The organism is Roseateles chitinivorans, assembly GCF_050632235.1.
In the GTDB taxonomy this organism is placed as follows: domain Bacteria; phylum Pseudomonadota; class Gammaproteobacteria; order Burkholderiales; family Burkholderiaceae_C; genus Roseateles; species Roseateles chitinivorans_A.
The window spans coordinates 3,577,432-3,601,014 of record NZ_CP192584.1 but is presented as its reverse complement, the minus strand read 5'-3'; the positions used below and the strand labels follow the sequence as shown (position 1 = coordinate 3,601,014).

Here is a 23,583-nt window from a genome sequence, read left to right as displayed (position 1 = left end):
TCACCATCCCTCCATGTCGCGCGTGAGGTGCAGCGTCGCCTTGGCGATGTGCTTCTCGATGGCTCCCACGCTCAGCTTCTGCGCCCGCGCGATCTCGTTGTAGGTCAGGCCGTCAATGCGGTTGGCCAAAAAGATGCGCTGTGTCTTTTCTCCCAGCCCCGCCAGGCTTTGAATGAGGTGAGCCACGCGCTCGCGGGCCAGCAAGGTCGTCTCAACTGTCGGCGTCGTGTCCACAAGATCCTTCTCCTCCACGTCATCCAGCATGACCTGCTCACAGCGACTGCGCCCGCTGCGGTAATCATCGATCGAGAGATTGAGCGCGGCGCGCATCAGAAACGCTTCAGGCTCCAGCACCGTCTGGCGCTGCGCATAACTCGCCAGACGGATCCACGCCTCCTGGACCAGATCGTCCGCATCGTGGCTCGAGCGCCCTCGCCGCATCAGCGCGGCCCTGACGCGAGAGAAAACCGGTAGCCAGTTCCTGTTCATGGCGCAGCACCTCCAACGAAAGTGCGGCCGGGCATCTTCGCTGAACCAGCGAAAAACACACTCAAGGTCGATGAGAGGCCAGCGCTTCGCGCTGAGGATCATCGCAGCGAACGACCGAACGTTGGCGACGTTATTCCTTTGACGAAGGCTTTTACGATTGAGGCGAGTAAACGCACGCCTGAGTTATCAAGGCGGCTGCTCCGAAGGCTGGTAGCGGCGCCCCGCGCTGCAGTCGGCGCGTGGCGCAGCGTAAATATCTTCTGAAGGCGGGACGAGTTGCCAACTACACCAAGATTCTCGGCTTGGTTCTGCTGGCTGAAGTCCACCGTCCGCAGTCGAAGAAGCACCAGTAGCCCGCAGGCCTGACGCGAGCAACTGAGGCTCACTTGCGAGCGGGGACCCGTTAAGACAAGCATCGAAGTGTGTGAGGGGTTTGGGGAGATTGAACCCGCGTCCAGCCCCGATCCTGCAAGTGCGGGGGACGAACGGTGCGAAATCGGTGCGACGATGACGCGGAGAAGTCTGCAAGAACTTATAAGCAGCCACCGGGAGGATAGCGATGAGGATTTTCGTCAGTTGGAGCGGCGCACGGAGCCAACAGCTCGCCCAAGCACTGCATCATTGGCTACCGCTCGTGCTGCCGAACGTCCAGCCGTGGCTCTCGCAGGCGGACATTTCCGCAGGCGATCGATGGGCCCTGGAGGTGTCAAAGGAACTGGAGTCCTCGAACTTTGGGATCATCTGCGTCACACCTGAAAACGTGGCGGCACCCTGGATCCTTTTCGAGGCCGGAGCTCTTGCCAAGTCGCTACAGGGCGGCAAGGTCATCCCCCTGCTGCTGGGCTTGGAATTCAGTTCGATAAGTGGACCTCTAGCGCAATTTCAAGCGAAGAAGCTCGGCAAACCTGGCCTGTCGGAGATCGTCCAGTCGATCAATCAATCCTCGCCTGCGCCCGAGCCGGAAGATCGGGTCAGAGATCGATTCGCGGGCCTATGGTCCGACATCGAGCAACGGATCGCAGTCATCCCGGAGCAAGCACCAGGCGAGAAGCACTCGAGACCTCAGACTGAGATCCTTGAGGAAATGGTCACGACCGTTCGAGGCCTAGAAGGTCGGTTTTCAAAGCTGGATGAAAGCTTGACCGACACAGACTTCCGCCCCAAACGTCGCCGTCGCCCTATGCATCCAATGATGCTGGAAGACCTGCTTCACATGAGTTCAGAAGACGGTGACGATCCAGTGGCGTTACTGCTTTTCGGAAGTATGGTGCGCGACGATCTGCCATGGGTCTATGAACTTCTTCTTGAGGCATATCGCGACCTTCGATCTGGGGACACAAAGGCAGCTCAGAGAGCCATCGAACGTCTGCGTCGCACCGTAAAAATGACTCGCCGTGGCCCGTTCGTGGAAGAGTTGTTGGGTAACAAGGAAGCGTACATGCTGGCCATGGACCTACCGCCAATGCTTGAGCATCTATTGCTTCGCATGGAAGCTCGACGAGGCAGAAGCGGCGCGGGCGCAGATGGCGACGAAGCAGAGCGCGACGAAAAACCTTAAGCCCGAATCGGGACGGGTACCTCGGAGGTCGATGAACTCTCACGCCAGCGATCGCATGCGACAGCAGTATCTTCAGGCAGTCGCCAAGTTCGAACCTTTCACCGCGCTCTACGGCCTTGGAGCCGACCCGGCCGCGGTGAAAGACACAATCATCTTGCTTCTTGGACCCTACGTCCGAGACCAAGACGTACTGGTCAAGCATGCAGTGTCGGTTTTGGCCGGAGAGGCGATATCGGTCGCAAGGCTCTTGTCCTCGCCTGAGCGACTGAGCCTCTTCAAGAAGTGCCTCGCCATACGTGAGGCCGCCATCGCTGCGGACGAAACGAGGGCCTTTGAAGCAGCCGGCTACTTTGAAGCCGCAATCCTGGAGGCGCAGCAGAGCTTCGGTCTCCTTGTATCCTTTGAGGTGTCGAAAGACGATCTATCGCTTGAAGAGGCGGCCTTCGAACTGTTTAGAACGCTGGGCACGCTGATCGAGTCGAACTTGCAGCTATATCTGAAGGAGTTGCATTGCCTTTTGGCGATTGGCTCCGGAGTTCCCGTCGACCTCGACTCAGTATCGCGAGCTGACTTCGGTCACGTATGCGAGTTGATTGACAAGAGCTTGGCCAACACGAGCTTGCTCACGCCACCGCCCTGGGGCATCCGCATCAATCAATGGCGGAACATCGCGCAGCATCATTCCTTCTCATGCGCCAACAACACGGTTGTTGTTCGGTACGGGAAGGGCTCCCCTCAAAAGCAGGCGAGCCTTGCACGGCCTGAGCTCTTGGATCTGGCTCGCAGCGTCGTCTGGCGCCTGGGAGCGCTGAAGACATCCCGGGCACTCACGCATTTCAACCACCTCGATCGGCTTAAAAGTCACTTGCCGCCTGCGAAGCCACATCCATACAACGACACCGCGTCACTGGCCGCTTCATTCGCCTCGCAGGGATTCCGCCTTAGCAAGCTGGATCTGACCGAGACGGAAGTGGACGCGATCATCGAGGACACCGCGCCAGGCGAAGATCTCGTGCGCCCTATTCACTGCTCGCAGTTCGTCGCGAGCATCGCGCAGCTCTTTCCTGATCGATCCGTACGGATTCGCTACGTCGTCAACGATGCCCATTTGTGGACATTCAGCGCAGGTGTCGACGCGCTGGCGAAGGTAATGGCGCTGGACGAGCCACTGAAGGAGCTGGCGCACGTAGTCCAGTTCAAGCGCGAGCCCAACTAATGGATCGTTGGAATTCGAGCTGCCCACCCATCCCTGAGGCATCGTAAGCGTCCACCACCAACCCTCACGGTACACCCTTCATGTTGGCGATAGGCCAGACGCATTCATTGCGTCTCGACCGGATCCAGAAGCTCCGCCCCCAGTCTGACGACGGTGGCCTGGGCGAGGCCCTTGAACTGCTCGAGCCAAGTAATCTCCAGCACGAGCCCCTCCTTCAGCACGAAGCTCTGCCGGTAATCCCCGACGCGCAGCGCCCCCTCGCCGAGCCCCAAGCTGTTGGCATCGAGGCGCTCCTGCGCAGACGCAGGCGTTTCAAGTCGCGCATCCAACCCGAAAGGCAAGTCCTGGCGCCACGGCGCGCCATGGGCACCCGCGACATCGAACAGCACGTCGGTGATCAGCCAGCGGTCAGGATCGCCGTGCTCGACATCGCCGGCATGCGGATGGCGCAGTACCAGGTAGAGCCCATGCTCAGGCAGCGACATCAGGTGCCTGCCTACCGGGGGCACCGGCAGGACCTGCCGCGGCTCCCTGCCCGTCCGACGACCCAACTCCTCCAACCAGCGACCGACGCCCCGTCGATTCACACGCCGACAGAGTTCGTCCGCGAAGCTCAAGGGTGGAGAGAGTACTGCCATGGTCTACGCCTTGTTCGCTGTCAGATGGGGTCGTTGTCCGGGTGCTGGATGCGCGTCCACACCTTGCCATCGAACTTCGCGATGTCCTTCCCGCCGACGGACCACAACACACCGCTCGCCCGATCGATGATGCGCGCGTCCTGGAGTTCAGGCGTCAGGCCGGTCACCACTTCCTGGATGCCAGCCTGCGGATTGTCGACGTCGTACACGAACAGTCCGAGATTGGAAGGCAGGTAGACCTTGCCGAAGTACTCGCACACGCCGAGGAAGAGCTGGTTGTCATCCACCGAGCTCAAACTGACGAAGCCGTCCTCCGCGTTGCCTAGGAGCAGCGTGCCGTTCGCGCCGGCCAGCCAGATCCGGGTTTCTGTTTCGACATAGATGCAGGTCAGGCGCTCTGCGACTTCCGGCAGTTCCAGCTGCCGCCAGGTCTTGCCGTTCCAGAAGTGAACCCGCGGCGGATAACCGGATTCGGCCAGGGCCCCCACCAGATAGATCGCCTCCTCGTGTGGCCCATCGATGGCGCTGGGCAAGAGCCGGTCATCGACGTCCGGCGCCTGAAGCACCCCTTCGTCCATGTGCACCCAGTGGTCCTTGCCCAGCCGCTTGTACACCTGCCCCGCGCCCCCACAGGCATAGAGATGGTCGCCGATCTGCTTCAGATTGCTCATGTAGCCCCAACGCACGGCGCCCGACCTGTGGACGCCCGCACCCGGGATCGACTCAACGATCGGGTCTCCGCTGGACCTGATGTACTCCACCTGCCCTTCGTTGGAAAGGCAACTGAGCGCCCACGGCGCTTCGTCCGACTCGACGAAAACGGCCGTGGCGATCGACCACCAGTCGACGTCGTGGTGTCGCCAGACGGGATCGACCAGCTCGTCGTAAAGGAACAGCCGCACATGGGCCGAATAGGCGGGCAGTGCATCGAGGGAGCCACTGATGTAGATGCTTTCTCCATCCAATGCGACGGCATTGATGAATTCGACTGGGGCTGATTTCGTCACTTTTTCGTCTTCCCGAAATGATCGCGTTGCATGTTCTTGTCCTTCGCAGTTTGACTGCTCAGCGTCGAATGTGCCTCCGAGTCTTTCGGCGGCGGATTCTGCGTGGTGCGACCGTAGGCCTTGCGATCGACACCCGAGAATGCGTCATCGACCTTCTTCTTGATCTCCGCCTGGCAGTGCGGTTTGACCTTCCCCACCTCATCGATGGAGATCTCGATGATGTCGCCGATAGGGGCCACACCGAGCGGCCCCTTGTCCTTCCGATCCCCCAGTGCTGCGATCTGGGGATCCGTCCCCTCATGGGCCTTGTTGTGCTCGGAGCTTTTGACCTTGCTTCCGCCGGTGAGGCAGATGCTGGGCCCATCGTCCAAAGAGGGCATCCCAGGGATCCGGTTGATCCCCTTGGCCCCGTCGGCGCGGTTCCCATAACGAAGCGCGTAGTCGGGAACAATGTGGTGCGCCTGCTGGCCTTTCGGGCAGGTCTGATCCTTGAAGGCCTTGACGCCGCATCCGCCCTCGCCTTCTCCTTCGACCTTGAATCCGTTGCTGCCGTTGCCCGATTTCGGGGGCTCCTTCTTGTCGTCACGCTTGCGCTTCCGGTTCGGAGCGAAGCTGGTCAGTTGCTCCAGCCTGTTCGTCACCATCCGTTGAAGGAATGCGGTGCCGGCGGCGGACAGATTGGGCAGAGCCCCCGTGGTAGCGAACTCTGCAGCGACATCGACACCGGTGGCCACGGACTCGGCAATACCGCCGACGCCCGCCACGCCGCCGCCGATCGCCGAGGCCACGCCCCCGCCCGCTGCAACGACCGCACCTGGCCCCGCGCCGATGCCGGTCAGCATCATGCCGCCCCCGACCGCCGACGCCGCGCCGCCCGCGGCAGCGATCTTTCCCCCGACGTCATCGCCCCATCGGCGAAGCTGTGTACCGACTCGGACACGTTGTCCTTGTAGTACTGCCCGGCCTCCTTGAGCCTCTTCGCAGCGCGATCAAAGAAGCTCGACTCCTCGTCGGTCTCTGGCTTGGCCGAAGGGGTCGAGCGCCCGGCCGATGCGGGCGCCGTGGCCGAGACGGCCGGCACGGTGACGTAGAGCCCGGGGTTGTTCCCGCCGTTCATCGTGCAGGGGTCGCCGTCGCGGATGACCGCGTGCCCACCGACGCGAGCCGTCGTGGACCCCTGCGTCGGCTTGACCTCGCCGTTCAGGGTGCCGCTCTTCACGCCCTTGGCCACCCCGGCGTTGTCTCCCTTGCAGCTCGGCTGCGTCGTCTGGTCCAGCACATAGGTCGGCCGACCGTTGAGTCGCACCGACGCCACCGGCCCCAAGGCGTTCGCCAGGTCCTGGACGGTGGGATAAGGCAGAGGCGGCGTGCTGGCCCCGACCGGAGTCTTGTTGAACGAAGGGGCGGTGGACACCGCCTTGAAGCTGTCGTCCTTGCGTGCGCCAAGCCTGTCAGCCATCGCTGCCCACCTCAGTCGGCTGTGCCTGCGTCGCGGCATGAATGTCCAGCAGCGTCAGGTAGGCATCGCGCTCGCGGTTGAAGCGGGCGTTGCGTTGCGCGTCCATGGTTCCCACTTCGGCGACGCGAATCTGGATGTCGTCTCGCTTGTCGAGCACGGCTCTCCAGACGCAGATCACGCTGCGCTGGTCGGTGTCGATGGCGACGGTATCCAGCCTCATCGGATGCACGAACACCTCGCCCGAGCGCAGCCTCAGCGTCACATGGGCGGTGTGCCCCGGCAGCTTCAAGTGAAGGACCCGGTTGCCTTGGCCGTCCATGCGCTCCCACGGCTCGCCCGGTGGCTGCAGATTCACGAGCGCGATCTCCTCGTTGCCCGCCAGCGCGTCGACCTGCTGATCCGGCCAGGCGGCCTGCCAGACGGCGAAATCATGGTCGGGGGGCAGCGGCGCCTCACCCTTGATGAACGCCTCGTCGATGGTTCCCGCTAGCGCCACCCGCTCCGGAGAGCATTTGGGGCGGACTCCGAATGTCGCGATACCGACCGCGGCGGCATCGGCGCGACCCGCCAGCAGATCGTCAAACAGCTGCGCCGTCAGGGGTCGATCCCGGAACTCAAGTCGGGGAGCCGGAACCCGCGTCGCGTCCGTCGCTCGAAGGAACCAGGGCGTGACAAACCCTGCTCCCCACGTGTTCGCGGACAGGGCCTCATGGGCCAGCGGTGCCCCCGGGCCACTCGGGACACCCGGGCCGCGCAGGCTAGCCGGGTCGGCCTGACCGTCCGGGTGCTCGCGGCGCTGCACTTCCGTCAGTCGATGGCGCGGCGCCACGTGGGCCGCCGCAGCGTCGGACGCATCGATCCGGCACTCGCCGCCAAAGGCCGCTTCGAGCCGCACGGATGTGGCCTCCGACGCCGACGCGCGCACCAGCTGCCAGGACCGGCCGTTCCCCGCGTCGCCCTGGAACCGTTGGAAATGCCCACGTGCGCGCACCATCAGGCGCTTGTCGATGAGTCGTTCCCCGGCGATGGGATGCGCGCGCGCATGACGCACGTCCGCCTCCCAACGCGCCAGAGCCTCGCGAGAGGCGGGCATGGTGGGGTTGAGCCCGGTGGGACGCTCAGGCAAAGGCGCAGGTCGATCGGGGCGACGGACGGCCAGCATCGCCTCGAACCCGTGAAGCGGACCGCTTGTGCTCGCCGGCGGGTAGGCGGTGCCGTTCAACAGCACATCGCACTTCGGCTTGTAGGGACAGAAGTCGGACTCGTAGCGCGGACTGCCGCCCTGCGGCGCATCGAAGAATTCGTCCACCTCGCAAAGGGGCGTCTGGACGTCGGCGATGCGAAGGACGCCGTCGTCCGCCCAGGTCAGCGTCTGTCGCAGCACGATAACGTGGAAATCCTGTCCGAGCGTGTCCACGCCCCCGAATGCCACCGCGGGGAACGGGCTGTGGTTTCTGAACTCCATGTGTCGCGGCGTTCAGTTGATATCCACATCCTTGCCTTTGATGACCACGGGGCCACTGGCAGAGAAGTTGAATTTGGTCCCGTTGATCAGCACCGTGCCGTCCGATTTCATGACCAGGCTGGACTTGCCGACGGTGATCTTGAATTCGTCCCCGGCGTCAATCGAGTAGTCCTTCGCGACCGTCGTGCTCTTGCTCATGCCGACCTGCTCGCTCTGTTGCAGGCCCACGCTCGTGTTCATCAGCCCGGCGACCGTGGTCTGGTAGGCCGCGCCGATGGTCAGCGCCTTGCCCAGCCCGATCGTCTCGGCCTTGGCCAAGGCGATGGTCTCGGTTTTCATGCCGCCAACCGTCACCGAGCGGTTCGATCCGATCGAAATCGTCTCGTTCACGCCCACGTCCTCGCTGCGGTTCATCCCGATCGAGATCTTCTCGTCGAGGTCCACACGCTCGGTACGGTTCTTGTGGATGGTGATGGTCTCGTCCAGATCCACCGTCTCGGTGCGGTTCTTGTGCACCGTTATCGTCTCGTCCAGGTTCACCGTCTCGGTACGGTTGCCCTTGACCAGCGTCGTCTCATGCCGGTCGATCGTCTTGGTCCGATCCCGCCCGACCCAGTGCGTCTCGTCGTTCTCGACCTCGATGTCCTGGTTCTTCTCCGCGTGGATCCACAGCTGCTCGTCGCCGTGCTTGTCCTCGAACCGGATCGCGTTGGCGTTGCCGTAGCTGCCGCCCTTGGTCGAGCGCGTCAGGAAGCCGCTCTGCGTCGCGTTGGCCGGCAAGTCCCACGGCGGCAGGTTCTCGCCGTTGTACGTCCGCCCCATGATGATGGGCGCGTCCGGGTCCCCTTCGATGAACCCGATGATCACTTCCTGCCCGATGCGCGGGATGTGAATGCCGCCGAAGTTCGAGCCCGCCCACGGATGCGCGACGCTGACCCAGCACGAGCTGCGCTCGTCGCTCTTGCCGCGCCGGTCCCAGTGGAACTGCACCTTCACCCGCCCGAACTTGTCGGTGTGGATCTCCTCGCCCGCCGGACCGCTCACGATGGCCGTCTGCGGACCCGCCACCAACGGCTTCGGGGTGCGACGCGCCGGCCGGTACTGCTGCGCCGCCGGGATGCAGCTGAAGCTGCAGCGCAGCCCCGTCTCGCCCGACCCCGCTTCGCTGGCCGCCTGGCTCAGGCTGATCTGCGTGCCCGTGACCAGGTACTGCGCGTTCTCGCTCTCGCGCGGATGGCGCGACAGCGACAGCAGGTGCCCCGTGCTCACGCCCTGCGCGTTCGTCGTGCCGTCATACGTCTGGAACTGCGTCTGCAGCTCGTCCAGCCGGTCCTCGACGTACTGCGAGCCGTCGCCCGTCTGGATGTAGCCGCCCGGGTAGTCAAAGATCTCGCCGTCCGACAGGTCGTAGTTGCGCGCCACGCTCTGGTTCGTTTCCAGCGACGTCGACGGCCGCTGGAAGTCGTAGTCCGTGATCACGACCTTGCCCGGCTTCACGCACTCGGCGCTGCCCCAGGCCTGCACATATTCGAGCGCCGGCGTGGCCTGCGCGCCCGACCCGTAGAACGGCAGCGACTCACAGCCCGGGCGTGCATCGTGCCCGCTGGCCGAGTCGCACAGCACCACCTTGTGGCCGGCCTCGTCGTGCTCGACGTACCAGTAGATGCCTTCGTGCTCCAGCAGTCGCGCCACGAAGTTGAAGTCGGTCTCGCGGTACTGGACGCAGTAGTTCCAGGTCCGGTACGGACGCAGCAGCTTGAACTCGTAGCGCGCGACCGGGTGGTCCTCGAAGACCTGCTTGACGATGTCGGGGACCGACAGCTCCTGGAAGATCCGGCAGTCCGAGGTGCGCGACAGCAGCCACAGCCAGGGCTTGAGCTGCATCTCGTACACGCAGTGCTTGCCCTCGAAGCCGCGCTGCGCAAAGCGCGTCACGTAACCGCTGAGGTAACGCGGTGCGTCGTCTCGCAACGCGATCGTCAGCGTCGCGGGCTTGCCCAGCAGATCCGACGCCAGGATGTCCTTGCGCTCGCTCAACAGCGTCAGCGTGGTGTCTCCGGCGTCGCTCAGACCCTCCCGCGATACACAGGTGTGCACGCGCAGGGTCTCGTCAGGCAAGGCGGTCTTGAGGCGGAAAGGTGAGGCCATGGCACCAGGGGTCAGGTCGACACCCCGCAGGCTAGGGTTCACCCGTAGTCACCACAACGGTCCAAAGTCACTCCCGACGTCTGGGAGCGACGCCCTCAAGGAAGCACCGTAACAGAGAGTGATCCACCGACCCCGGAGGCTGCGCGTCGGCCGGCATGCGCGCGACGCCCTGAAACCGTGGGCCACAGGCACGCAAAAATCCGGACAGGTCCCGCGCCGCCCGTTGGCGACTGCAGGAAAAGTTACCTACCCTCCACTTCTGGCCAAGTCAGAAAATCAACGATCCAATGGCGGTCGCGTCACGTTCGTGCCACCAAGGATCTCGATTCGATCCACGTGCTCGACAATGCGAAGACCGTTGAGCTCGGCTACAGCCCTCGCGAAACTCGCGTTGTCGCCCGTGCGGTACACACCGCTGATCCTCAGCTGCGCCAGACCCCCTCCTCCGCCAGCGCAAGACGCATCGGGCTGTATCGATTCATCTCAGCCACGGCCTCCTTGAGCGTCGCGCGGTCGAAGACCGCCTCCCCCGCTGCCACGCCGTCACCTGATCCATCCGCGGTCGGTCCTTGGCCACTGCGGCCGATTTCAGGCGAGGGGCCAACGCGATGCGCAGACGTTCACCCGGCAACATCTCGACCGCCATCACCGACGACATCGGCGACATCGGCGACACCGGCGACACACGCTCGTTCTTTCCGCTGACCTTGGTCACAACGACCTTGCCCTCGATCAGCGTCACCGAGGTATCTCCCGATGCTTCATCACGCCCGGCTGCACCGGCATCTGATCGAACGACGAAGCTGGTCCCGATCGCACGCACTTCAACGCCATCGGCCACGGCCACAAAAGGACGACGTGGATCCTTCGCTACCTCAAACAAGGCTTCCCCGGTCTCCAGCTCGACGATCCGGCGACTCGGTGTCCAGCGGACATGAATGCGACTGGCCGTGTTGAGCGATATGCGCGACCCGTCCTTCAGCACGACGGTGCGTCGCTCCCCGACTCCGGTTTCATAACGCTCGGGATCCGTGAGGAGAAATCCGCCGCACAGCAGGGCAACACCGCCGGCTGCCGCCACAGCCCACATGCGTCGGTTCATGCGCCGCTTCATACCCCGTGCGGCTTCCCGCGCCGAAAGGTCTGTGCCATCCGGAAAAGCACCCGCAAACGCAGCCAGCGTGAGCCCTCCGACCTCCTGCCAGGTCTCCGTGCAGCGTTCAAAGGCCCACCGGTGCTCCGCGGAACGTGCCTGCCACTGCAGACACTCCTGCTCCATCCGCGCCGTTCGTGAGGGGCCATGGAGACGCGCCACCCAGACGGCGGCCTCGGCGGCGATCTCCGGCCGCACTTTTCCTGCAGAAGTTGCGTCCGACTTCAGAACCACGCGACAAACACCTGCACCACGCTAGACATCACCACCCCTCCATCCAGGTCGTGAGCTGCAGCGTCGCCTTGGCCACATGTTTTTCCACGGTGCTGATGCTCAAGCCATGATCGAGCGCGATGTCCTGGTAGGTCCGCCCGTCCACCCGATACGCAAGAAAGATCACCCGAGTCTTCGGAGTTAAGCGACTCACGCATTCGCTCAACCGCGCCAGTCGCTCCCGCGCCAGCACGATGGCCTCCGTCCCCGGGGTGGTATCGATCAGCACCACATCCTCCAGGACCACCTCATCCCCGTGGTTCACCCTCGCACGATGGGCGTCGATCGACAGGTTCAACGCCGCCCGCATAAGGAACGCCTCGGGCTGCTCTACCGCCTGCGTGCTTTGGTAGCAAGCCAGCCGCACCCACGCCTCCTGCACGAAATCGTCGGCATCTTGTTCCGAGCGCCCGCGGCGCATCAGAGCGGACCGGACACGGGCGAAGACTTGAGTCCAGTCGCTGATCATGAACGCACCGCCCCTTCGCCCCTGAACGGCCGCTCACGCCGATCGAACTGCTCCGACCATCCCGACGACGAAATGTCCGTTTCACGAGTGCTATATCCCGCAGCCTCTCGATTTGCCATCTCACAACTCATGATAGTTATGAGGATGATCGTCCGTGGTGTTATGAGCGTCAAGAGGAAACGATGGCTTCGTGCCAAAGCCCTCCCCACGCCATTCGAAAGCACCCCAGCTGGTGGCCTTTGGAGTGGCCGTTCGAAATTCGCGGGTGGCGGCCGGCGCAACTCAAGAGGATTTGGCGCATGACGCAGGAATCGACCGTTCCTACCTGAGTAGCGTCGAGCGCGGTGAGCAGAACATCGGGCTAGTCCATTCGTCTCAAATCGCCTCTGCACTGGGGATGAGGCTCTCCGAGCTCTTGAGCGAAGCGGGACTGTGAATCTCAAGGGATCGGCGGCGACCTGACCACAGGCCAATCGCCCGCCCGATTGATGGCCACGGCCCGCCGCGACAAGGTGCGAAGGCAACGTGGGACATACGACTGCCTCATCGGCAAATGAGGATGATCGTCCGTGGTTCTATCAAAGTCAAGATAGAACCATTGCGGGGTGCCTCGCCCATCTCCTCGCTACTCCAAATCACCGCAGCTTGTTGCCTTCGGCGCAGCAGTGCGGGAGCAGCGGCTTGCGCAGGGACTTTCGCAGGAAACGCTGGCCCACGAAGCAGGCATTGACCGCTCGTACATGAGCAGCGTGGAGCGCGGAGGACAGAATATCGGTCTGGTTCTCGCTGCTCAGATCGCGGAAGCCCTTGGTGTCAGTCTCAGCGCATTGATCGCACAAGCTGAGCTTTGATCGCGCTTGCCGCAGCGCGCAATCTGTTTTGCGACCCGAGGGATCACAGCACTGCCTTTTCTATCTTGCGAGTGGCGCGGCGAACCGAGTTCCTTGCCCTTGTTCGACCGTAGCTGGCAACGGCGGCATCGCGTCCTCATAAGTGCAACGCCAGACCCCCGGATCATCGCGGAACACCCGCATCTTGCACTCTCGCTCTTTCCCCGCCAAGAACGGACTCAAGACATGAAGCGGCACCGGCCGCGGCCCGGCGTCAAGGAGTAGCACGTTCGGGAAAGCAGCCGCCGTGCGCGCGTCATAGCGCAGCGGCTTGACGAAACGCCGGCGCTGCTGGACAAGCGCATTGACCAGCGCCAGCTCATGAACGCCCTCCAGCGGGATCCAATGTTCACTCGCGAGCATCAGACTGGCGGTGTCCACCTCGTAGGTGTGCTCCCGCCGCGCCCGGATGAGTGCCGCCATGACCACTCGCACGCGCTGGCCGGTGTCCGCGTGACGCGCCTCCAGCAGCGCCCCGAAGCTCCGTTCGATGCGCTCCCACGTGCGCGAGGCCACCAGCAGCGGCGCGTCCGGCGCGTGCTTGATCCAGATCCGCCGCCCAAGCGCTGAGGCCTCGCACCCCTTGAACTCACCGATCACGAGCGCCAGCGGGCTCTGGCCGTCGCGAGGATGCAGCACGGCCAGCTTCGCACGCCTCCGCCTTGCCGCCTCTTCCCGTCCCGCCTCCGAGAACGCCTCGGGCACATACAGCCGCTCGGCGAGGCCTATGCCACGCACGGTCATGCCCTCGGCGGCCTCCATCAGGTATTTGTGCAGCACCGCCTGGTTGCGCTTGCCCTCCATCGCGGGCGACCACCGATCAAATCCCGCCGTATGGAAGAGAAAGTGCATGAGCGCCCGCAGACTCATGCGGCGCCTCGCGACCATCACCTCCGCGGTCTCCTCGGCCTCGCCCCGCGGGACCCCCTTCCCCGCCACGCGCGTCCACGGAAAATTGACCCGGAGCTCGAAGCAGCCGGGATTGGGCTCGAGCACTGCGTCGCCCACCAGTTCGCCCAGCCCGGAGAGCCGCTCATCGGGCTCGTAGGACGGGCACTCGGGATGATGCCGCGCACCTGATCCGGGCATGCGCTTGAGGACGAACTGGCGATGCCGCGCGACGTACATTTCCACGCCGCCCTCGCAGCACAGACACCGCGGACGATCAGGCGACTCATACACACCCGCGAGCACATGCTGCAAGGCCGCGTCGTCAGCGAACACGATCCTTGCCCCCACCTCGAATCGCTGAATGCTCATGGCGCGCCTCCTGGCACCAGGGTCGCCCCACCGGGCCGCCGCGACCAGCCTGAATCCGCGCGATCGACCACCCATCTCGCGCCCACTGCCCTCACCCTCCGCGCAGCCCTCGCGGCGTGGACGCGGCACTCCCGACGCACCACCCCGAATCCGATGGGTGTCCCACGGCTTCGGCTGCCATCAGTGTCGGACGCGCACCGGCACGGAACGCCTCGACACGACAGGCGCATAGTGACGGCGCTCCCCGTGGGCATCGCGTCCACACAGCCTTCTCGTGGCCTGTCACCGGGCCGCTGAAGTCCAGCCTGGCTGGCGCCGCGACCGTCACTCGCCCTGGATCTCTGGAGCGGCCGTATCTCCGCCCACGACAATAGTCAGGCCCACCTGGTTGGCAGACGTTCCTTCCGCCGCCGACGCGGCAATAGAACGCCCGGTATCGCTCGCTCGGGCGACGCCACAGGCAGCACGGAGCCTCGCGTCTCGCGTTCCACGGCCCCGTCCTCTTCTCGAATCACAGACACGGTCCAACGGATCGAAGCCACGGCGCACGTTCACAACGTGCCAGTTCGCACTGGACCTCACAGGTCCAGCCACCCAACGGGGAACCAGTTCCCCGCCGGGGAAGCGGTGTCTCCACTTTTCATCGGGAGACACCATGTCGAAGTTGGAGACAACGCACGCGCTCTGCGTGCTGCTCGGCGGCTCCGGCCACCGGAAGACCTTGAACAAGGTGGGACGAAACGCTCACGCGCCTTGCCGCCTGATGACAAGCACCAGGACCACCGAGCCTGGTACGCCCGGCGCGCCACGCCAGCGCGGCACCGACAACCCGGGTTCAGCGCTCGTCATGGTCTCAGCCCACTGATGCGGCATGCAACCCGCAAGAAGGTCGACGTTGCCGCCTCCCCTGGCGGCATCCGCTGAACTATGAAGCTCTTGCCCCGGCCAACAGGCTTGCCGGCCGACAGGCTCGCCATGGGCGACTTGGAGTTCCACCGCGCGAAGCGCGGAACGCGTGGCGACGGGATCTTCCCCGCCGCCGTCAATCAGCGCGCAACGCTCAACCACGATCACGCAGTGACGCGGCGGGCCTGCGCCCCCCCGGAGTTTCACCATGGAGGTGAGTCATGAGCATGGAAAGAGAAGTGCTGGCCGCGCCGCGCCGCCGCAACAAGAGCGTGGAGCGGCAGGAGGAGCTGACCTGGGACCGCTTCTACCCGCAGGCGCGACGCGACGCAACGTTGGCGCTGGAGATCCTCAACGAGCTTGACCGAGACGAGTCGCTGCGGCGACGGCACCTGGGCCTGTGCCTGTCGTGCCAGCGCTGCATCCGACTTCACAAGAACCGCGAGGCCCGCAACCGGCGGGTCGGACGGTTGGTACGCGCGTCGTTCGCGGCCGTGTTCGTCGCTGCACCGCAGGCCTTGTGGCGCAGCGCGCGCCACGGCGGGCAACTGCTGCTCGCCTGCCTGCCCGGCGGCGACATGGAGCCAGACGATGGTCTCTTCCGGCGCGAACTGGATGAGGACACGGTGGAAGAAGGCGACCCGTCTCTGCGCATTCGGGCCCGCAAAGCTGCAGACCGGCAAGAAGCCAGTTCACGTGAGGTGCCCCCTCGGGGGCGTCCCACCGACTGGCCATCTCCCGCCTGTCGACGGTTCCAGCCGGTGAGCGTGTCGAACGCCCAGCCCGTCGCCTTGCCGGCGGGCTCGGGCGATTCGACCCGTCGCTCCGCACAGCCCAACTTCCGTGCGATTTAAAGACCGAGGACCCGGTCGAAGGGCGGCTGATGGCAGGCCGTGTGCGGCGAACAAACCGAGTCCGGCCGATCGGCCGCGAGCGAGGAAGTATCAGCCGGCGGTCGGCGCTGTCGAATCACTCCCCTACACCAGCTCGTTCACCAGCTCGTCCAGGCGCACCAGTGGACGCTTGAGGGTCCGCAGTTCGCGCAGGCCCAGCAGTTCACCGATCTGCCCCGCGTTGGCACCGCGCCGGCTCAACCGGTCCATGAACGTGCTCCGCACGCTCAAGGCGGACAGGCCCGGGCATCCGATACGCTTGAATATTTTTCGATAGGCGTAGTGAATCTCCTGGCACAGGTACCGCGTGCCGGTGGGCGTGGCCACCGCCAAAACCTGAAAACGCCGCTGCTCCTCGTTCAGGAACAGCGCGTCGGCGCCGTCCAGCCCGCGGTAGGACGCTGCCAGATCGCCCGCCAGCGCATCCGCTCGCTTCGCCAGATACGCATCGATCGCGTCGCGGACCGCGGAACTGGTGAAGAACAGGGGTCGCAGTCGTCGATTGGTCGCGACTGCCTCACGCAGCTGAGAGCTGGTCTTCACCGCTCCGTCGGCACGGAGATAGTCGCGGATCTCGAGCCGCGCGACCTCGAGCGGACGCAGTCCCGTAGCCAAAAGGATCAGAAACATCGCCGTGTCCCGCTCAGGTGTGCGGGTGCGATGGCGCACCCGGCGCAGCGCCGACTGGACATCGACATCCGACAGCACCGGAGAGGACACTGGCTCATCGCAGCTTACGGGAACATACGCTTCCAACGCCTCCTCGATCCGGCCCCTGTGCCTTCTCAAAGTGCGCACGAAAAGCGCTTGGCTTTCGGTGACGCCAGCGAGCGCGCCGTCGCGAATCAGCGCAAGAACCAGGGACTTCGCCCGACGCTCCACGGCTGTCCGTGTGAGCTCGTGCGCCCGCGCCGCCGATTCGTAGGTGTCGCCGGCGAGCACTCGGCGCAGCAATTCAGCGGACAAAGTATGGCTGCCACGATCCATCGCATCCTCCTGGCGTTCGCAGCATCATCTGAACAGCGCGCGGCGGCGACCCGTCGAAATTCCAGCCCCGCACTGAGGATTTCGGTGTCAGGCCACTGCGCCGCAGGCTCGACAGAGGATGAAAAGGAGAACCTCTTCCATTCCACAAACAGATACGGCCTCAGGCCGAGCCCTGCGCATCTTGGCTATTCTGGACCTCCAGCTCGAACCAGGCCTGAGTTCCGCGAGCGATAGCTCTGCAGGGATTGCCGCCGGTCGTGACAGGCGAAGTGAACTGATGATGATGGCCAAAAACCGTCGTCGACAAACGGCCGAAACAGGCGCAAATCATTGCTGAGTTCAAGGTGCAACGCGCCAGATCGGAGCGGCACGGTGAGAACGCAATTCCGGTACCAACGGCCGAACCCATCCATTGAGCGGAGGTGCCACGGCGGGCTCCTTGCCATTGCGTGTGTTCTTGACCGGCCTTCGTCTCGATCTCAGATGATCGCACGGCAGCCTGTTCGACCTTGTTGATCAGGTCCAAGTACAAATCGTGGTTCGCCTTGAGGTACGACATCCAGAGCTTCTTGTTGAAGGCAGCCGGGTCGGCGAGCTCTGGCAGCAACTCTTCATGCCCTTGCAGGTAGCTCCTGATCGAGGTGACGGCTCTCACCCCCAAGAGAACTTGCGGCGGTCAAAGATGACAGCGCATGGTGGTCGAGTGTCGTGCGCGACAGCCGGGTTCTAAAAGGCATTGGTCCGGAGGCTGCGAAGGGCCAAGTCATGAAGACCATCGGAGCCTGTTATGTCTCGGAAAGCCTTGTCGCCGAGCGCCCGGGCAAGTAGCGGCACGGGGCTATCCTGCGCGCTGTAAATACGCTGCCATCATCCAGTTATCGTACTTCGTACCATAAAGCTTATGTTGCGTCCGTGACTGAATCATCTTAGTCTGGCGGATCGTCGAAGTCGTAGATGGCGCCGAGCCTTGCCCGTTAAGCGCTCTCGCTCGTCGGGAATCCTGAAGATCGCATACATGAGATCCCGAGGGATCGACTTCCATTCGACGTTCAGCTCAAGCGGCGCAAATTCTGGACGCTGGGCCGTAGGTGCATGGCAGTCGTTGTCGCCGGCGGGTGGCCCCATCTCCGTCCCGTCGTCCCACGATGCCGTTAGGCAGCCAAGCGCGAATTTCTCCAGGTGTGAGACAGTAACGATAGCCAGATATCCGGCATCGCGCTTCCTACGAAAGCCGCTGGTGATGGCCTCTTTGATGGCAACAAATGAGTTGCCAAGCAACTTTGCGTTAAGCGTGATGCGCTGCAACCCTCGCCTGGAGATCTCGAAAGGGCCGAGTACTCCCCGATGGGAAGCTTACTTCGTTGGCGGTAGCCTTCGTAAGACTGCGGGTCGTCGACTAGGCCAATTCTAGAGAATAGTAGCGCACAGGGAGAACTCGATGCAGATCGATTTTGGGAAGCATCCCGGCAAGAGCAGCCAGTACGTCACGTTGAAGGATCCTTCCTACGTACGCTGGATGTTTTCAAAGGAGAATCCGAACGGGCAGCTCTTGAGTCTCATTCGAGAGGCGAAGCGGCATATCCAAGATCTGGACGGGAAGCCGTTTTCGGGCTCTTGCTCGGCTTGCAAGTCACCAGCTACGCGAGCCTCGGTCTACTCCAATAGCATCTCCCTCGTTTGCTGGTGCGAGTCCTGCAGCCCGTATTCTTTGGGTGCTCCCGACGGCAAGCTGACGATCATTCGCACTTATTTGCAAGCGCTTAGACACGTCGAGTTCACCGGAGGGAGCAACAAGGCCTTCCAAGCGGCCATCATCAAGGAACTGGTTCGCGTGAAGGGCGGACCGAAGACTTTGACTCAGGCTGCCATGCTGAAATTCCTCCCCTGATCGGAGGACCACAAGTCTCCAGGCTGCGCACGGTGATTCGGCGTATGCAAGGGCCGCCGGGCGCCCTACCCTCGCTTACCGACTTTGGCAACGAAGCCCGCCCAGCCAAAAGAGAGTCGGTCGACTGCCGCCTCAGAGCACGCCTGTTCGGAGTTGGAGACGAAGCTTCGACAGCCAGGCCTCTTGGAAGTGCTCCTGGAGTCCTTTGACTTGTCTGCCACCGACGCCGGCTTGACCGCACAGCTCTTCCAGAGACGCGAGGATGTCGAGCAAGCCGAGCACGTGGGTGCCACGGGCCGCTGCACGGTCTGCCGTCGACAAAGCGGTCAACACGTTCTCTTGAGGATGTGCGTTCAGCCACGCGAGTAGATGCAATTCGCCGGGATCTAGCGCGGGCAGCTCGGGTCGCTCGATGGCAAGCATGGCAAGCATCTCGTCATTCACGTCATGGACAGCTGCCAAGCCTCCAATCAGTTCCTCCCGGTCCACAGGAATCCACCCGGGGCGCAACGGATCGCCAGACAAGCACTCCTCAACGCAGCACGCCACAGTCTCCAGACTGAAATGGTTAGCCAAGGCTTTCCACACTTTGCTGCGGAAGGCCTCGATGATCACGCACGAATCCAAAACCACCCTTGGCTTGGCCATTTACGCAACCTACGCGGCGAAGGGCACCGGCTTCCCGTGTTCCCGTAAGAGGTCGGCGAGTTCTTCCAGGTTCAAAGACAGAGCCAGAGCTGCCTTTCTGGAGGACACGTGACCACGGGCAATACCGTCGTGGAGCAACGATACAAAAGAAGCGGAAAAGCGTTGGGGGCGCTGAATTTCATCCTTTGGGGATGGGAATTTCCTCAACGCATCGCGCGTGGTGGTGTTCACCATGCGCGCATTAAAAAGCCTGTAGGCCAACGCCCCGTTAGAAACCTGGAGTTCGCGTGCGATGGTGGCAAGGTACTGCACATCGTCAAACTTATCTTTGGGAATCAGCTTTTCCAAGCTATCTCGGGGCATGAGCAGGCCTGCTGCAAAATTATCAGCCAGCTGCTCAATACGCTTAATGCGCTTTCCCGTAGGTTTTTCCTCTGGATCTTCGCGATGAAGTGGCTTCAGCGCATCCCAGGTGAGCGCGTGGAAAAGCTCATGGGCCAAGTCAAAGTTTCTGCGCCCAAGCGGCTCCTGCCTATTAATGACAATCACCTCAAGATCAAGCAGTCGGCACATTGCGCCAGAAACTGCCTGAGGCGAGTCGTCCCTGTGGGTGTCAATATATAGAACAGGAATATCGAGTTTATTCTCGATTGCCTCGAAAAGAGTCGCCGATGGGATGAGACCGAGCTCTAGTTGCTTGGCAATACCCTCCCCCAGAGCCAGGCTTCTTCAAAGGATGATTCTTCAGATGCCCGCAGGGTGGGTATTAAGAGCGGCGACTTCCCCTTTAAGGCAACCTTGAGATGTCGCAGCAGTCCGACCATCCGTCCGACCTTTGCCTCGAACGCATACAAGGCGTTGTCGGTCACCGCCCGAGAAACTCGCCAAGAGAAATGTGCTTCGCCCTCGACCACAAATGGATCGATAAACCATTCCAATGGGCGCTCCAGCACCTTGCTGATTTTGATCAACTCGCTGGGTTGGAGCCGTCGTTCGCCATTCTCAATGGCGGACAGCGTCTGGCGGTCTCCGAAACCTACCCGATCAGAGAGCTGCGCCTGTGTAAGCTTCGCTAGCTCCCGGGCAGCACGCACGCGCCCCCCAGTAGGTCCATGGGGGCGAGCGACTTCAGGACCAGCAGCCTCTGCTGATCGGGCGAACATGTTCATCCCCACATTCTATGCTTGCAAACGCCTCGGTGCAAGATTCCTAGCGCTCCATGGCCGAGGACATTCAGCATCAAATGCGCCCAACACTAGGCTAAGCGGCCTGTCCACCGGGCTGCGCACCTGGTGTCGCCTCGTCCGATCATGCGTCGCAACCATGCCAACCGCGGCCCTGCGGCCTGTCACTGCGCCCCACCCCTCTCAGTATGAAAGTTCCACATGCGAGCACAAGCATTCCAGGTCAACGAAGAGCTCATCCGGCACATCTTCAGCGGCTCCGCATGCCAGGCCACTTTGAGCGTTCGGCTCACCGACGATCTCAACGAAGCGACGGCGGCCGGCATGAGGCCGGCGAGGGCAGCGATCATTAACGGGGACCCGGATCTGCTCCGCTTCCTCTTAGTGAATGGCGCAAAGGCTGACCAGGCGCTTCTTGAGTTCGCTGATCTGCGGTACCCCCACAAGCCGTTGATACATGCGGAGATCGTCGCCGCGATGATTGCGACAACCCTCGATGAGTCCGCGACGGACGCCGCCGGTTCTAAGCCCCGACGCCGTCGTCACTCGCTGTGAGGCGTTGGGGGGGGCGACAAATTCGCGCACGGGCAACGAATGGCCGGCGACTGACCTGGCGTTGAGGGCCTCAGCCTTAAGGTAGCTCGACCAGACAGGGCTCTTTCCTTCGGTCTGGCTGACTCCAGGGCGAGCCAACAGCACGATTGCGGTTCATCGCGAAGCGTCTTTAGGGAAACCGACAAAACAGAGACAAATTGTTTCGAGTACATTGCTCTCCAAGCGGGCCGGCCGAAGGCCAAGAGTCCGCATTAAACGATTCAGGGAAATGCAAGCAATCAACTCCTTGGCGCCTTACCGGCTGCGGCGCGCGGTCATGCGCCCTCAACTTTATCAATCGCCCCAGCCACTTTTTGGCTTCGGCGCCGTGCCCCTCCTCCCGCCCCATTCCTGAGGAGGCCACATGGTCAACTTCCCCGTGCTTCAGCGCGTGCGCGTCTCTGACTATGCGCTGTATGTCGGAACGCCGGAGCAACCCGGCCTGGATCACTCCTTCGTTGATGGCGTCAACGTCATTGTCGGCATCAACGGCCTGGGCAAGACGACCTTGCTCAACATGCTGCTGCGCTCCCTCACGGGTCCTACGGATGTGCCTGCGGACGAGTCGCTTGGGGATACGCGTCGACGGTTGATTCCTTCGGATCGCGCCTGGTTCCGCAAGCGCGTTCCAGACGATGCAGTCGATGCAAAAGTGACTGTCTGGTTCACTCTGGGCGTGCACTTCTTCGAAGTCACCCGGTCGCTGGCCAACCTCGACATCTTGGAGATGCACGTCGATCAGCAGGCGATCCCGGTCACCCGCAGCGCCCAGATGGAGGGCACCTACAAGGAGATGGTTCGATCGGCCTCGGGCTTGGCATCGTTCGATGACTTTGTCTTCCTCCTTCGATACATCGTCTTCTACCTTGAGGATCGCAGAAGCCTCGTGTGGGATCAGGCGGCGCAGGGAGAAATTCTGAGCATCCTCTTTGGCGACACTGGAGAGCGACGAACGCAGTACGTCAAGCTCTTCAATGCCCTGCTCAGCAAGGACAGTGAGTACCGCAACATGCATGCGGTTGTCTTCAGGCAGCGCCGCAAGGTCGAACAGCAGACGACCACGATTGAGGGTGGTCAGATCGAGATGGCCATCCAGACCTTGGAGGCCCGTCGCGACGATCTGAAGGCCCTTACACAGCGGAAGAACGAGCTTGCGAGTACCCGCGACGGGTTGCGGGGGCAGATGGAGAACCGGCGCCAAGAGATCTATGACAAGCGTACCGACCTAGCCTCCCAGCTCAACGCCTTCTATGGGAGTTTCTTCCCCAATCTCTCCCAGCAGGCTCGGTATCTGCTGGCGAAGTTTGAAGCGGGAGGTGGTTGCTTGGTGTGTGGCAGCAAGAGCCCTTCGGTCAAGGAGAAGATCGAGGGCAAGTTGTACATGAATACATGTCCGGTCTGCGATAGCCCGCTGGAGCAGAACGCGCACGAGGGCACCGCCCCCCATGCCGGCGAGGCGATTGAGCAAAAACGGGCGGAGATCGTCGAAGCGGAGGCCGATTTGCTGCGAATGGAGCAACCCCTGCGCGACGCTGAAGCTGAGTACTCGCAGGTGTCCGCTGCTCTGGTCGCCGCGACGGCGCGTGTCGTTGAATTAGAGCAGCAGGTCAAGGCGCTTGGGGAGAACCTGCCGGAAGTGATGCAGCGGCGCGAGGCGCTGAAAGATGGCCTGCTGGCATTTGAGGCGGCGTTGAACAATCTGGAGGTCGAGAGGCAGGAGCTTTCCGGCCAGTTCAAAGAAATCGCCGAGGCGATCGATCAGGAGGTGCGAGCGGTCTCCGCACAGGTCGAAGCGGCATTCTCCGGGTACATCAGTGGCTTCTTGGCCGAGGAATGCGCCATCAAGTACGCGCCTCGCGTGCGGCCGCTGGGCCAGCGCACCGGCACCGACGAGTTTCCTTTTCCGCACTTCATTCCGGCGCTCACGTCGGGCGCTCATCGAGATGGCGCCACCGTACGTGAAGCCGGTCAATCAGTCTCGGAGTCTCAGAAGGAGTTCATCGATCTGGCGTTCCGAATGGCGCTGCTCGCGCTGGCATCACCTGGAGCGCCAACGATGCTGATTCTGGAAACTCCCGAAGCCAGCCTTGATTCCGTGTTCGTGCCGCGGGCTGCGGATCTCCTGCGACGCTTTGCCACAAAGAGTGACGCAGCCCAGGCAACGCGCCTGATCGCCTCGTCCAACGTTAATCGGGAGGAGATGATCCCAGCGCTCTTTGGCGTGCATCCCGACCCGCGCTTTTACGAGCAGGTGGTCGATGACGCCGCTACGCAGAGACCGCGAGCCATCCCGGCAGAAGATCGCCACGAGCACGTCCTGGACCTTTTGAAGATTGCTGCACCTACTCGTGCGCTGGAGCGCTTCCGCGCCGCGTACGAACAGGAGCGAGATCATGCGATCTATCCGGAGCGTCGAGCTTTGGAGCCGGCGGCATGAGTACTCATGGCGCCTCCTCTC

23 protein-coding genes are annotated in these 23,583 nt (G+C 62.8%); 8 read left to right on the top strand and 15 right to left on the bottom strand.

Annotated elements, in window-relative coordinates; translation table 11 throughout:
* On the bottom strand, positions 1-489 hold the full coding sequence (locus ACQ859_RS16485) for an RNA polymerase sigma factor (protein ID WP_431261855.1): 489 nt from the start codon (positions 487-489) through the stop codon (positions 1-3).
* A gap of 559 nt (positions 490-1,048) precedes the next feature.
* On the opposite strand from ACQ859_RS16485, the gene ACQ859_RS16480 reads away from it, so the two are divergent.
* Both ACQ859_RS16480 and ACQ859_RS16475 read left to right on the top strand, forming a co-directional pair.
* Positions 1,049-2,047 carry a toll/interleukin-1 receptor domain-containing protein gene (locus ACQ859_RS16480; protein WP_431261854.1) on the top strand — a complete coding sequence of 333 codons (999 nt, stop codon included), beginning with the start codon at positions 1,049-1,051 and terminating at the stop codon, positions 2,045-2,047.
* 31 nt (positions 2,048-2,078) lie between these two features.
* Entirely contained in the window at positions 2,079-3,263 is a 1,185-nt protein-coding gene (locus ACQ859_RS16475) for a hypothetical protein (protein WP_431261853.1), read from the top strand.
* Between the two features lie 104 nt (positions 3,264-3,367).
* Here the strand turns inward: ACQ859_RS16475 and ACQ859_RS16470 are convergent, their stop codons facing one another.
* The 8 genes from ACQ859_RS16470 to ACQ859_RS16435 all read right to left on the bottom strand — a co-directional run bounded on the left by ACQ859_RS16470 (position 3,368) and on the right by ACQ859_RS16435 (position 11,875).
* On the bottom strand, positions 3,368-3,748 hold the full coding sequence (locus ACQ859_RS16470; RefSeq protein ID WP_431261852.1) for a hypothetical protein: 381 nt from the start codon (positions 3,746-3,748) through the stop codon (positions 3,368-3,370).
* A 173-nt stretch (positions 3,749-3,921) separates the two neighbouring features.
* Positions 3,922-4,908 carry a hypothetical protein gene (locus ACQ859_RS16465; RefSeq protein ID WP_431261851.1) on the bottom strand — a complete coding sequence of 329 codons (987 nt, stop codon included), beginning with the start codon at positions 4,906-4,908 and terminating at the stop codon, positions 3,922-3,924.
* Positions 4,905-5,753: a hypothetical protein gene (locus ACQ859_RS16460; RefSeq protein WP_431261850.1), complete on the bottom strand. Its 849-nt coding sequence runs from the start codon at positions 5,751-5,753 to the stop codon at positions 4,905-4,907. Before ACQ859_RS16460 ends, ACQ859_RS16465 begins: the two co-directional genes overlap by 4 nt.
* A complete protein-coding gene (locus ACQ859_RS16455) occupies positions 5,750-6,367 on the bottom strand; it encodes a DUF4150 domain-containing protein (RefSeq protein WP_431261849.1) in 618 nt (205 codons plus the stop codon). Before ACQ859_RS16455 ends, ACQ859_RS16460 begins: the two co-directional genes overlap by 4 nt.
* The gene (locus tag ACQ859_RS16450) at positions 6,360-7,832 is read right to left on the bottom strand and encodes a DUF2169 domain-containing protein (RefSeq protein WP_431261848.1); all 1,473 of its coding nucleotides are present in this window, start codon (positions 7,830-7,832) and stop codon (positions 6,360-6,362) included. The genes ACQ859_RS16455 and ACQ859_RS16450 overlap by 8 nt, the downstream gene beginning before the upstream one ends.
* A gap of 12 nt (positions 7,833-7,844) precedes the next feature.
* Positions 7,845-9,980: a type VI secretion system Vgr family protein gene (locus ACQ859_RS16445; protein ID WP_431261847.1), complete on the bottom strand. Its 2,136-nt coding sequence runs from the start codon at positions 9,978-9,980 to the stop codon at positions 7,845-7,847.
* Positions 9,981-10,458: 478 nt separating this feature from the next.
* Complete coding sequence (locus tag ACQ859_RS16440; RefSeq protein WP_431266575.1) at positions 10,459-11,082, bottom strand: FecR family protein; 624 nt, start codon at positions 11,080-11,082, stop codon at positions 10,459-10,461.
* A gap of 313 nt (positions 11,083-11,395) precedes the next feature.
* Positions 11,396-11,875, bottom strand: a complete 480-nt coding sequence (locus tag ACQ859_RS16435) for an RNA polymerase sigma factor (RefSeq protein ID WP_431261846.1) — start codon at positions 11,873-11,875, stop codon at positions 11,396-11,398.
* A 190-nt stretch (positions 11,876-12,065) separates the two neighbouring features.
* Between ACQ859_RS16435 and ACQ859_RS16430 the strand changes: the two genes are divergently transcribed.
* Together ACQ859_RS16430 and ACQ859_RS16425 are read left to right on the top strand one after the other, a co-directional pair.
* Positions 12,066-12,311: a helix-turn-helix domain-containing protein gene (locus tag ACQ859_RS16430; protein WP_431261845.1), complete on the top strand. Its 246-nt coding sequence runs from the start codon at positions 12,066-12,068 to the stop codon at positions 12,309-12,311.
* A gap of 169 nt (positions 12,312-12,480) precedes the next feature.
* Entirely contained in the window at positions 12,481-12,726 is a 246-nt protein-coding gene (locus tag ACQ859_RS16425) for a helix-turn-helix domain-containing protein (RefSeq protein WP_431261844.1), read from the top strand.
* Between the two features lie 60 nt (positions 12,727-12,786).
* On the opposite strand, the gene ACQ859_RS16420 is transcribed toward ACQ859_RS16425, so the two are convergent.
* Positions 12,787-14,025, bottom strand: coding sequence for a DUF1173 family protein (locus ACQ859_RS16420; protein WP_431261843.1), 1,239 nt, complete (start codon positions 14,023-14,025; stop codon positions 12,787-12,789).
* A 1,127-nt stretch (positions 14,026-15,152) separates the two neighbouring features.
* On the opposite strand from ACQ859_RS16420, the gene ACQ859_RS16415 reads away from it, so the two are divergent.
* The gene (locus ACQ859_RS16415) at positions 15,153-15,785 is read left to right on the top strand and encodes a hypothetical protein (protein ID WP_431261842.1); all 633 of its coding nucleotides are present in this window, start codon (positions 15,153-15,155) and stop codon (positions 15,783-15,785) included.
* A 123-nt stretch (positions 15,786-15,908) separates the two neighbouring features.
* Here the strand turns inward: ACQ859_RS16415 and ACQ859_RS16410 are convergent, their stop codons facing one another.
* The gene (locus ACQ859_RS16410; protein WP_431261841.1) at positions 15,909-16,811 is read right to left on the bottom strand and encodes a site-specific integrase; all 903 of its coding nucleotides are present in this window, start codon (positions 16,809-16,811) and stop codon (positions 15,909-15,911) included.
* A 160-nt stretch (positions 16,812-16,971) separates the two neighbouring features.
* Positions 16,972-17,466 (bottom strand): hypothetical protein, encoded by a 495-nt coding sequence (locus ACQ859_RS16405; RefSeq protein ID WP_431261840.1) that lies wholly within the window; start codon positions 17,464-17,466, stop codon positions 16,972-16,974.
* Positions 17,467-18,249: 783 nt separating this feature from the next.
* Here ACQ859_RS16405 and ACQ859_RS16400 point away from each other — a divergent pair.
* On the top strand, positions 18,250-18,699 hold the full coding sequence (locus ACQ859_RS16400) for a hypothetical protein (protein WP_431261839.1): 450 nt from the start codon (positions 18,250-18,252) through the stop codon (positions 18,697-18,699).
* Between the two features lie 132 nt (positions 18,700-18,831).
* Here ACQ859_RS16400 and ACQ859_RS16395 read toward each other — a convergent pair whose 3' ends face one another.
* The 3 genes from ACQ859_RS16395 to ACQ859_RS16385 all read right to left on the bottom strand — a co-directional run bounded on the left by ACQ859_RS16395 (position 18,832) and on the right by ACQ859_RS16385 (position 20,516).
* Positions 18,832-19,314, bottom strand: coding sequence for a hypothetical protein (locus tag ACQ859_RS16395; RefSeq protein ID WP_431261838.1), 483 nt, complete (start codon positions 19,312-19,314; stop codon positions 18,832-18,834).
* A 42-nt stretch (positions 19,315-19,356) separates the two neighbouring features.
* Positions 19,357-19,920: an ImmA/IrrE family metallo-endopeptidase gene (locus ACQ859_RS16390; RefSeq protein WP_431261837.1), complete on the bottom strand. Its 564-nt coding sequence runs from the start codon at positions 19,918-19,920 to the stop codon at positions 19,357-19,359.
* Positions 19,921-20,036: 116 nt separating this feature from the next.
* A complete protein-coding gene (locus ACQ859_RS16385) occupies positions 20,037-20,516 on the bottom strand; it encodes a helix-turn-helix transcriptional regulator (RefSeq protein WP_431261836.1) in 480 nt (159 codons plus the stop codon).
* 216 nt (positions 20,517-20,732) lie between these two features.
* On the opposite strand from ACQ859_RS16385, the gene ACQ859_RS16380 reads away from it, so the two are divergent.
* Both ACQ859_RS16380 and ACQ859_RS16375 read left to right on the top strand, forming a co-directional pair.
* Complete coding sequence (locus ACQ859_RS16380) at positions 20,733-21,086, top strand: hypothetical protein (protein WP_431261835.1); 354 nt, start codon at positions 20,733-20,735, stop codon at positions 21,084-21,086.
* Positions 21,087-21,489: 403 nt separating this feature from the next.
* Positions 21,490-23,562, top strand: a complete 2,073-nt coding sequence (locus ACQ859_RS16375) for a hypothetical protein (RefSeq protein WP_431261834.1) — start codon at positions 21,490-21,492, stop codon at positions 23,560-23,562.
* Positions 23,563-23,583 lie beyond the last annotated feature (21 nt).

Excerpts from the sequence above, each read along its gene's own strand:
- ACQ859_RS16485 (WP_431261855.1), bottom strand. The coding sequence starts at position 489 with ATGAACAGGAACTGGCTACCGGTTTTCTCTCGCGTCAGGGCCGCGCTG.
- ACQ859_RS16480 (WP_431261854.1), top strand. The coding sequence starts at position 1,049 with ATGAGGATTTTCGTCAGTTGGAGCGGCGCACGGAGCCAACAGCTCGCC.
- ACQ859_RS16475 (WP_431261853.1), top strand. The coding sequence starts at position 2,079 with ATGAACTCTCACGCCAGCGATCGCATGCGACAGCAGTATCTTCAGGCA.
- ACQ859_RS16470 (WP_431261852.1), bottom strand. The coding sequence starts at position 3,748 with ATGTCGCTGCCTGAGCATGGGCTCTACCTGGTACTGCGCCATCCGCAT.
- ACQ859_RS16460 (WP_431261850.1), bottom strand. The coding sequence starts at position 5,753 with ATGATGCTGACCGGCATCGGCGCGGGGCCAGGTGCGGTCGTTGCAGCG.
- ACQ859_RS16455 (WP_431261849.1), bottom strand. The coding sequence starts at position 6,367 with ATGGCTGACAGGCTTGGCGCACGCAAGGACGACAGCTTCAAGGCGGTG.
- ACQ859_RS16450 (WP_431261848.1), bottom strand. The coding sequence starts at position 7,832 with ATGGAGTTCAGAAACCACAGCCCGTTCCCCGCGGTGGCATTCGGGGGC.
- ACQ859_RS16445 (WP_431261847.1), bottom strand. The coding sequence starts at position 9,980 with ATGGCCTCACCTTTCCGCCTCAAGACCGCCTTGCCTGACGAGACCCTG.
- ACQ859_RS16440 (WP_431266575.1), bottom strand. The coding sequence starts at position 11,082 with ATGAACCGACGCATGTGGGCTGTGGCGGCAGCCGGCGGTGTTGCCCTG.
- ACQ859_RS16435 (WP_431261846.1), bottom strand. The coding sequence starts at position 11,875 with ATGATCAGCGACTGGACTCAAGTCTTCGCCCGTGTCCGGTCCGCTCTG.
- ACQ859_RS16420 (WP_431261843.1), bottom strand. The coding sequence starts at position 14,025 with ATGAGCATTCAGCGATTCGAGGTGGGGGCAAGGATCGTGTTCGCTGAC.
- ACQ859_RS16415 (WP_431261842.1), top strand. The coding sequence starts at position 15,153 with ATGAGCATGGAAAGAGAAGTGCTGGCCGCGCCGCGCCGCCGCAACAAG.
- ACQ859_RS16410 (WP_431261841.1), bottom strand. The coding sequence starts at position 16,811 with ATGGATCGTGGCAGCCATACTTTGTCCGCTGAATTGCTGCGCCGAGTG.
- ACQ859_RS16400 (WP_431261839.1), top strand. The coding sequence starts at position 18,250 with ATGCAGATCGATTTTGGGAAGCATCCCGGCAAGAGCAGCCAGTACGTC.
- ACQ859_RS16390 (WP_431261837.1), bottom strand. The coding sequence starts at position 19,920 with ATGTGCCGACTGCTTGATCTTGAGGTGATTGTCATTAATAGGCAGGAG.
- ACQ859_RS16385 (WP_431261836.1), bottom strand. The coding sequence starts at position 20,516 with ATGAACATGTTCGCCCGATCAGCAGAGGCTGCTGGTCCTGAAGTCGCT.
- ACQ859_RS16380 (WP_431261835.1), top strand. The coding sequence starts at position 20,733 with ATGCGAGCACAAGCATTCCAGGTCAACGAAGAGCTCATCCGGCACATC.
- ACQ859_RS16375 (WP_431261834.1), top strand. The coding sequence starts at position 21,490 with ATGGTCAACTTCCCCGTGCTTCAGCGCGTGCGCGTCTCTGACTATGCG.